The organism is Gemmatimonadales bacterium, assembly GCA_030697825.1.
In the GTDB taxonomy this organism is placed as follows: Bacteria; Gemmatimonadota; Gemmatimonadetes; order Gemmatimonadales; family JACORV01; genus JACORV01.
The window spans coordinates 1-5,831 of record JAUYOW010000149.1; the positions used below are offsets into that span (position 1 = coordinate 1).

At 68.4% G+C, this 5,831-nt stretch carries 8 protein-coding genes; 4 read left to right on the forward strand and 4 right to left on the reverse strand.

Annotation, left to right across the window (positions count from 1 at the left end):
• The first annotated feature begins 35 nt into the window (after positions 1-35).
• From Q8Q85_08155 to Q8Q85_08170, 4 genes are read left to right on the forward strand one after another with little or no spacing between them, the layout of a single operon-like run.
• Positions 36-833, forward strand: a complete 798-nt coding sequence (locus Q8Q85_08155) for an ABC transporter ATP-binding protein (GenBank protein MDP3774225.1) — start codon at positions 36-38, stop codon at positions 831-833.
• Between the two features lie 44 nt (positions 834-877).
• Positions 878-1,447 carry an O-methyltransferase gene (locus tag Q8Q85_08160; protein MDP3774226.1) on the forward strand — a complete coding sequence of 190 codons (570 nt, stop codon included), beginning with the start codon at positions 878-880 and terminating at the stop codon, positions 1,445-1,447.
• 4 nt (positions 1,448-1,451) lie between these two features.
• The gene (locus Q8Q85_08165; protein ID MDP3774227.1) at positions 1,452-2,576 is read left to right on the forward strand and encodes an alpha/beta hydrolase; all 1,125 of its coding nucleotides are present in this window, start codon (positions 1,452-1,454) and stop codon (positions 2,574-2,576) included.
• A 5-nt stretch (positions 2,577-2,581) separates the two neighbouring features.
• On the forward strand, positions 2,582-2,887 hold the full coding sequence (locus Q8Q85_08170; protein MDP3774228.1) for an antibiotic biosynthesis monooxygenase: 306 nt from the start codon (positions 2,582-2,584) through the stop codon (positions 2,885-2,887).
• Here the strand turns inward: Q8Q85_08170 and Q8Q85_08175 are convergent.
• From Q8Q85_08175 to Q8Q85_08190, 4 genes are all read right to left on the reverse strand, one after another.
• Positions 2,865-4,034: a CoA transferase gene (locus tag Q8Q85_08175; GenBank protein MDP3774229.1), complete on the reverse strand. Its 1,170-nt coding sequence runs from the start codon at positions 4,032-4,034 to the stop codon at positions 2,865-2,867. The two genes, Q8Q85_08170 and Q8Q85_08175, sit on opposite strands and share 23 nt — an antisense overlap.
• The gene (locus Q8Q85_08180) at positions 4,034-4,924 is read right to left on the reverse strand and encodes an alpha/beta hydrolase (GenBank protein MDP3774230.1); all 891 of its coding nucleotides are present in this window, start codon (positions 4,922-4,924) and stop codon (positions 4,034-4,036) included. Before Q8Q85_08180 ends, Q8Q85_08175 begins: the two co-directional genes overlap by 1 nt.
• Positions 4,902-5,420: a transcription elongation factor GreA gene (greA, locus tag Q8Q85_08185; protein ID MDP3774231.1), complete on the reverse strand. Its 519-nt coding sequence runs from the start codon at positions 5,418-5,420 to the stop codon at positions 4,902-4,904. The genes Q8Q85_08180 and greA overlap by 23 nt, the downstream gene beginning before the upstream one ends.
• Positions 5,421-5,430: 10 nt before the next feature.
• A partial coding sequence (locus Q8Q85_08190; GenBank protein MDP3774232.1) for a hypothetical protein occupies positions 5,431-5,831 on the reverse strand: 401 nt, incomplete at its 5' end.

Here is a 5,831-nt window from a genome sequence, read left to right on the forward strand (position 1 = left end):
GCGGCTCTTGCTGCGCTGGCGCACGCTCGAGGCTCATGCCTGACGCGGCCGTCGAGCTCCGCGGGGTCTCGAAGGTGTTCGTCGCCCGCGACCGCCGTGTGGTGGCGCTCCAGGACATCGACCTCAGCATCGCCCACAACGAGTTTGCCGCCATCCTGGGTCCCTCCGGCTGCGGCAAGTCCACTCTCCTGAACATGGTGGCCGGCTTCGATCGCCCGTCCGGCGGACAGGTCCGCGTCAACGGCGCGCCCGTGGAGGTCCCGGACCCCAGCCGGGGCGTGGTCTTTCAGGAGGCGGCGCTCTTTCCCTGGTACACGGTGTGGGACAACGTGAGCTTCGGGCCCCGGACCATGGGCGTCCCAGCGGCCCAGTACCGTCCCAAGGTCGAGGCCTATCTGGACCAGGTCGGGCTACGCGGATTCGAGCGTCACTATCCGGCCGAGCTCTCGGGCGGGATGAAGCAGCGGGTGGGCATCGCGCGGGTGCTGGTCATGGAGCCCGAGGTGCTGCTGATGGACGAGCCCTTCGGGAGTCTGGACGCGCAGACCCGGCTGGTGATGCAGGAGCTGCTGCTCTCGGTGTGGGAGCGGCACCATCAGACCGTGCTCTTCATCACCCACGACATCGAGGAGGCGCTCCTCCTGGCCGACTCGGTCTCCGTCATGACCGCCCGCCCTGGCCGCATCAAGAAGCGCCTCACTGTCGAGCTGCCCCGACCGCGGACCGTCGAATTGACCACGTCGCCGCTCTTCAACGAGCTCAAGCGCGAGGTCCTTGCGCTGATCCGCGAAGAAAGCCGGCGCGCCGCCATCGAAAAGACCGACAGCCTTTGACAGGCGCACTGCCTAGCTCGGCGGCTGAGCAGCTCGCGGCCGTGATGGCCGAGCTCGAGGCGTTCGGACAGGCGAACGACGCGACGATCACCGAGCGCCCTCGGCGAATGCTCAACATCACTCGCGACACGGGCGAGCTCCTGTCCGTGCTCGTGAGGGCCACCGACGCCCGGCGGGTGCTCGAGATCGGGACATCCAACGGTTACTCGACCCTGTGGCTGGCGAGCGCCGCGCGGTCTCTCGGCGGCTCGGTGACGACGGTCGAGGTGTCCGAGTTCAAGGTCGAACTGGCGAAGGCCAACTTCGCTCGATCGGGCCTGTCGGCCTCCATCTCTCTCGTCCATGACGACGCGGGTCACGTGCTTCGGCGTTCTCCGGACGCGAGCTTCGACCTCATCTTTCTCGATTCCGAGCGGCCCGGGTATCCCGGTTGGTGGCCGAATCTCAGACGGGTGCTCCGGCCGGGCGGTCTCCTGGTCGCAGATAACGCCACGTCTCACCCGGAACAGATGGCGCCGTTCGTCGCCCTGGTGAAGGCCGATCCGGAGTTCAGCACCTGTCTCGTGCCCGTCGGGAATGGCGAGTTCCTCGCGGCGAGGGCGGGACAACATTAGCGCGATGGAGACAAAGGAGGTGGACGGGAAGCTGGTGGTCACGCACGAGGGCTACACGCCGGACCCGGACGGCACGACGCTCAAGAACTGGTTCAGGAAAAGGAGGCTCGAGATGAAAGCGAATGATCCCTCGACTCGCCACCACGTAACGCGGCGGACGGTGCTCGGCCTCGCCGCGGCCGGCGCCGTGATGGCCGTGGGCGCCACCACGTTCGGCCAACAACCCGGCGCGCCGCAGGCGCCGCGGGTCAAAGGGCCGCGCGTGTGGCTCGACATGGACCAGGCCGAGCTCGACGCCGCCTACGACCAGCGTGTCTATGCCCCGAACCTGGCGCAGCTCGTCAAGCGCTACGACACGAACAGCGAGGCCGTGCGGGCGCGCCTGGGCGCGCCCCGGCGCTACACGTATGGCACCGTGCCCATCGAAGGGCTCGACGTCTACACGACCAAGCACACGAATGCGCCGATCAACATCTACGTTCATGGGGGCGCGTGGCGGGGCGGCCTCGCGAAGAGCTACGCCTTCCCGGCCGAGCTGTTCGTGCACGCCGGCGCGCATTACGTGGTTCCCGACTTCAGCTGGGTGCAGGACGCGGGGGGCAGTTTGATGCCGATCGCCGATCAAGTGCGCCGCGCGGTCGCCTGGGTGTACAAGAACGCTCAGAGCTTCGGCGGTGATCCGAATCGCATCTACGTCTCCGGCCACTCCTCGGGCGGCCACCTCGCGGGCGTGATCCTCACCACCGACTGGATGAGGCACTACGGCCTGCCGGCCGATACCGTGAAGGGCGGGCTCTGCTGCAGCGGCATGTTCGACCTGAAGCCGGTGCGCCTCTCGGCGCGCAGCTCCTACGTGAAGTTCACCGACGAGATGGAGGAGGCCCTGAGCCCGCAGCGCCGTCTCGACAAGCTCACCGCCCCGGTCATCGTCGCCTACGGAACTCTGGAGACGCCCGAGTTCCAGCGCCAGTCGCGCGACTTCGCCGCCGCGGTGAAGTCGGCGGGCAAGCCGGTGCAGCTCCTCGTCGCCAACGGCTACAACCACTTCGAGATCATCGAGACGCTCGCGAATCCTTACGGCCTCCTGGGGCGCGCGGTGCTCCAGCAGATGCAGCTCGCCCAGGCGTGACGCCCGTGTTCGCGCGAATCGGCACGTGGCAGGGATCGCGCGACGAGCTGGAGCGCTGGATCGCGCGCGCGCGTGAAGAGGTCAAGCCGACTATCCGCCAGGATCCTGGGCTTGAAGCCGCCTACTGGCTCGTCGACCGCGACGGCGGCAAGGGGCTGATCGTGACGCTCTGGGAGAGCGAGGAGGCGATGCGAGCGAGCGAGCAGGCGCGGCTCCGAAGACAGACGGCCACGTCGGCAGCCACGGGGGCCAGGGTGACGACGGACCGGTACGAGGTCGTCGACTACGTCAGACGACCTTGTCGTTTCTGAGCCTCTCGATGTCCTCGCGCGTCAGGCCGAGCTCGGCGAGGATCTCGTCGGTGTGCTGGCCGTGCGTGGGCGCGGGCAGGCGCACGGCGCCGGGCGTGCGCGAGAGCGCCACCGGCAGCCCCTGGACCCTGATCTCGCCGCGCTCCGCGTGCTTCACCGGCTGGGCGAGCCCGAGGTGCTGCACCTGCCGGTCCTCGAAGACCTGGCGGACGTTGTAGATCGGCCCCGACGGTACGCCAGCCTTGTTGAGGGCATCGATCCACTCGGCGCTCGTCTTGCCGACGAGCACCCCGTTCAGCTCCAGGTTCATCGCCTTCCGGTTCTTCGACCGGTCCCCCAGCGTCTTGAAGCGCGGATCGTCGATCAGATGCTGGGCGCCGGTCGCCTCGCAGAGTCGCCGGTACATCACCTGACCCGACGCGGCGATGTTGATGTGGCCGTCGGCTGTCGTGAACACCCCGGTCGGGATGCCTGTGGGATGATCGTTGCCGGCCTGGGGCGGGATCTCGCCGTCGATGAGCCAGCGCGCGGCCTGGAAATCGAGCATCGTCACCATCGCCTGGAGGAGCGAGGTGTGGACCCATTGTCCGCGGCCCGACGTCTCTCGCTCGAGGAGCGCGACGAGGATGCCCTGCGCGAGGAACATGCCGGCGGTGAGATCGGCGACGGGGATGCCGACGCGCACGGGGCCCTGCCCCGGCAGCCCGGTAATGGACATCAGGCCGCCCATCCCCTGGGCGATCTGGTCGTAGCCGGGACGCTCGCTGTACGGCCCCGTCTGGCCGAAGCCCGAGATGGAGCCGTAGACCAGCCGCGGATTGATCTTCGAGAGCGTCTCGTAGTCGATCCCGAGCCGGTGCTTGACGTCGGGGCGGTAGTTCTCGACCAGGACGTCGGCGCGCTCGACGAGCTTCTTCAAGATCGCGACGCCCTCGGGGTGCTTGAGGTCGAGCGTCATCGAGCGCTTGTTGCGATGGAGGTTCAGGAAGTCGAAGCCGATCGACGTCGAGTCGCCCTCGACGATCTCGCGCGTCTCGATCTTGACAACGCGCGCCCCCATGTCGGCGAGCTGGCGCACGCACGTGGGTCCGGCGCGCGCCCGGGTGAGGTCGATGACGGTGATGTGGGCGAGCGGCAGCGCGGCCATCAGCGGGTCACCGCGCCCGGCAGAATCGCCGAGCCGGTCTGGGAGGCCGGGTTGCGACGGGGCCACCTGCCGGCGTCGACCGCGGTCAGGAAATCGAGGACGGCGCGGTTGAAGACGTCCGGCTCTTCGAGGTTCACGGCGTGGCCCGACTTCGGGATCACGACGAGCCCGGCCGTCGGGATCTTCCGCTTCATGAAGATCCCGGGCTCGAGACATGGCTCGTCCTCGTCCCCCGTGACGATGAGGGTCGGGACCTCGAGCTTCTCGAGCCGATCGGCGAGGTCGAAGATCGACGGTCGTGTCATCTGCACACCCCGGAGCGTGAGCGCGTGCCCGAGCGCCGAGCCCGCCGCGAGGCGCTCGTAGAACTCCTGCCAGCCGCTGGGATCCTTGTCCATGAACTGGACGCGCGTCGGCCCCTTGGCATAGGTCTCCGCGGTCTTGGCCATGCCGTTCTCGGTGAACTGGCGCGCGGTCAGCTCGGCATCCTGTCTGAACTTCTCGCGGTCGCCGGGAACGCTCCCGTACCCCGCTCCCGCGACCACGAGCGAGAGCGCGCGCTGGGGATGGCGCAGGCCGAAGTGGAGCGTCGCATAGCCGCCCATGGAGAGCCCGCAGATGTGCGCCGTGACGATCCCGAGATGATCGAGGACGCCCTTGATGTCCTCGACGGCCTGATCCTGCGAGTAGGCGGCCAAATCTTTTGGAATGTCGGACGGCGGGTACCCGCGGGCGTTGAAGGCGATCGTGCGGTAGCGGCGCGAGAAGAAGCGTACTTGCAGATCCCAGCTCCGATAATCGCCCGCGAACTCGTGGACGAAGATCAGCGGGGTGCCCGCGCCGATCTCCTCGTAGAACAGGTTGACGTCACCGACTCTCGCGTGGGGCATGGTCCTCTCTCGGTCGGTCCGACCAGCTGAAGTTGACTTGCAACACGTCGAACGTCTTGGTGCCGGCGGGGAGTTGGGCCGTGACGGTCTCGCCGACGCGCTTGCCGATCAGCGTCCGGGCGAGGGGCGACAGGACCGAGATGCGTCCGTTCGCGGGCTCGGCCTCGTCCGAGCCGACGATCTGGTATCGGAATTCCTTGCCCGTCTCGTCCTCGAGGAGCACCGTCGAGCCGAACGTGATGCGGTCGCCGGACGTCGGCGGGGCGATGACCTCGGCGCTCCCCACCTTCGCCTCGAGATCCGCGATGCGTCCCTCCATGAAGCTCTGCTTCTCGCGCGCGGCGTGGTACTCGGCGTTCTCCGAGAGGTCGCCGTGAGCGCGCGCCTCGGCGATCGCCCTGATGATGGCCGGCCGCTCGACGCGCTTGAGCCGGTCCAGCTCCTGGCACAGCTTCTCGTAGCCCGCGCTGGTCATCGGTGTGCGCTGGACAGCCATGGCCTTTACCCTACCACGGGACCGCGAATGCGCTGGTCGCGCTCCTCGTCGCGCCGGGCTCGAGGACCGCGTGGCGGACCCCCTCCTTCAGGTCGGCGGGGTCGACGCGGGCGCGGCCGGCGCGGGCGGCGTGGAGCTTCGCCACCCACTTCGTGAAGCCGTAGAGCGCGAGCATCGTCTGGTAGCCCCGGAACACGCCGTGCATGGGCGTGAGGGTCTTCCGGACAAGGACGTGGCCCCAGTACTCGCGCAGGAAGCCGTCGAGGTCGCCGTCAGTCGCGAACGTCACGCGCTGGACCCGCTCGATCATCGCCGAGCCGTCGCCCGTCACGTCGCGGACAGCGCCCCGGCCGCGCCGGAACTTGAGGAAGTTCGCGTAGAGCGTCGCCACGAGGCGGAGCCGGGACATAC

Bases quoted from the DNA above. Each gene is read 5' to 3' on its own strand.
- Q8Q85_08155 (MDP3774225.1), top strand. From the start codon at position 36: ATGCCTGACGCGGCCGTCGAGCTCCGCGGGGTCTCGAAGGTGTTCGTC.
- Q8Q85_08160 (MDP3774226.1), top strand. From the start codon at position 878: ATGGCCGAGCTCGAGGCGTTCGGACAGGCGAACGACGCGACGATCACC.
- Q8Q85_08165 (MDP3774227.1), top strand. From the start codon at position 1,452: ATGGAGACAAAGGAGGTGGACGGGAAGCTGGTGGTCACGCACGAGGGC.
- Q8Q85_08175 (MDP3774229.1), bottom strand. From the start codon at position 4,034: ATGGCCGCGCTGCCGCTCGCCCACATCACCGTCATCGACCTCACCCGG.
- Q8Q85_08180 (MDP3774230.1), bottom strand. From the start codon at position 4,924: ATGCCCCACGCGAGAGTCGGTGACGTCAACCTGTTCTACGAGGAGATC.
- greA (MDP3774231.1), bottom strand. From the start codon at position 5,420: ATGGCTGTCCAGCGCACACCGATGACCAGCGCGGGCTACGAGAAGCTG.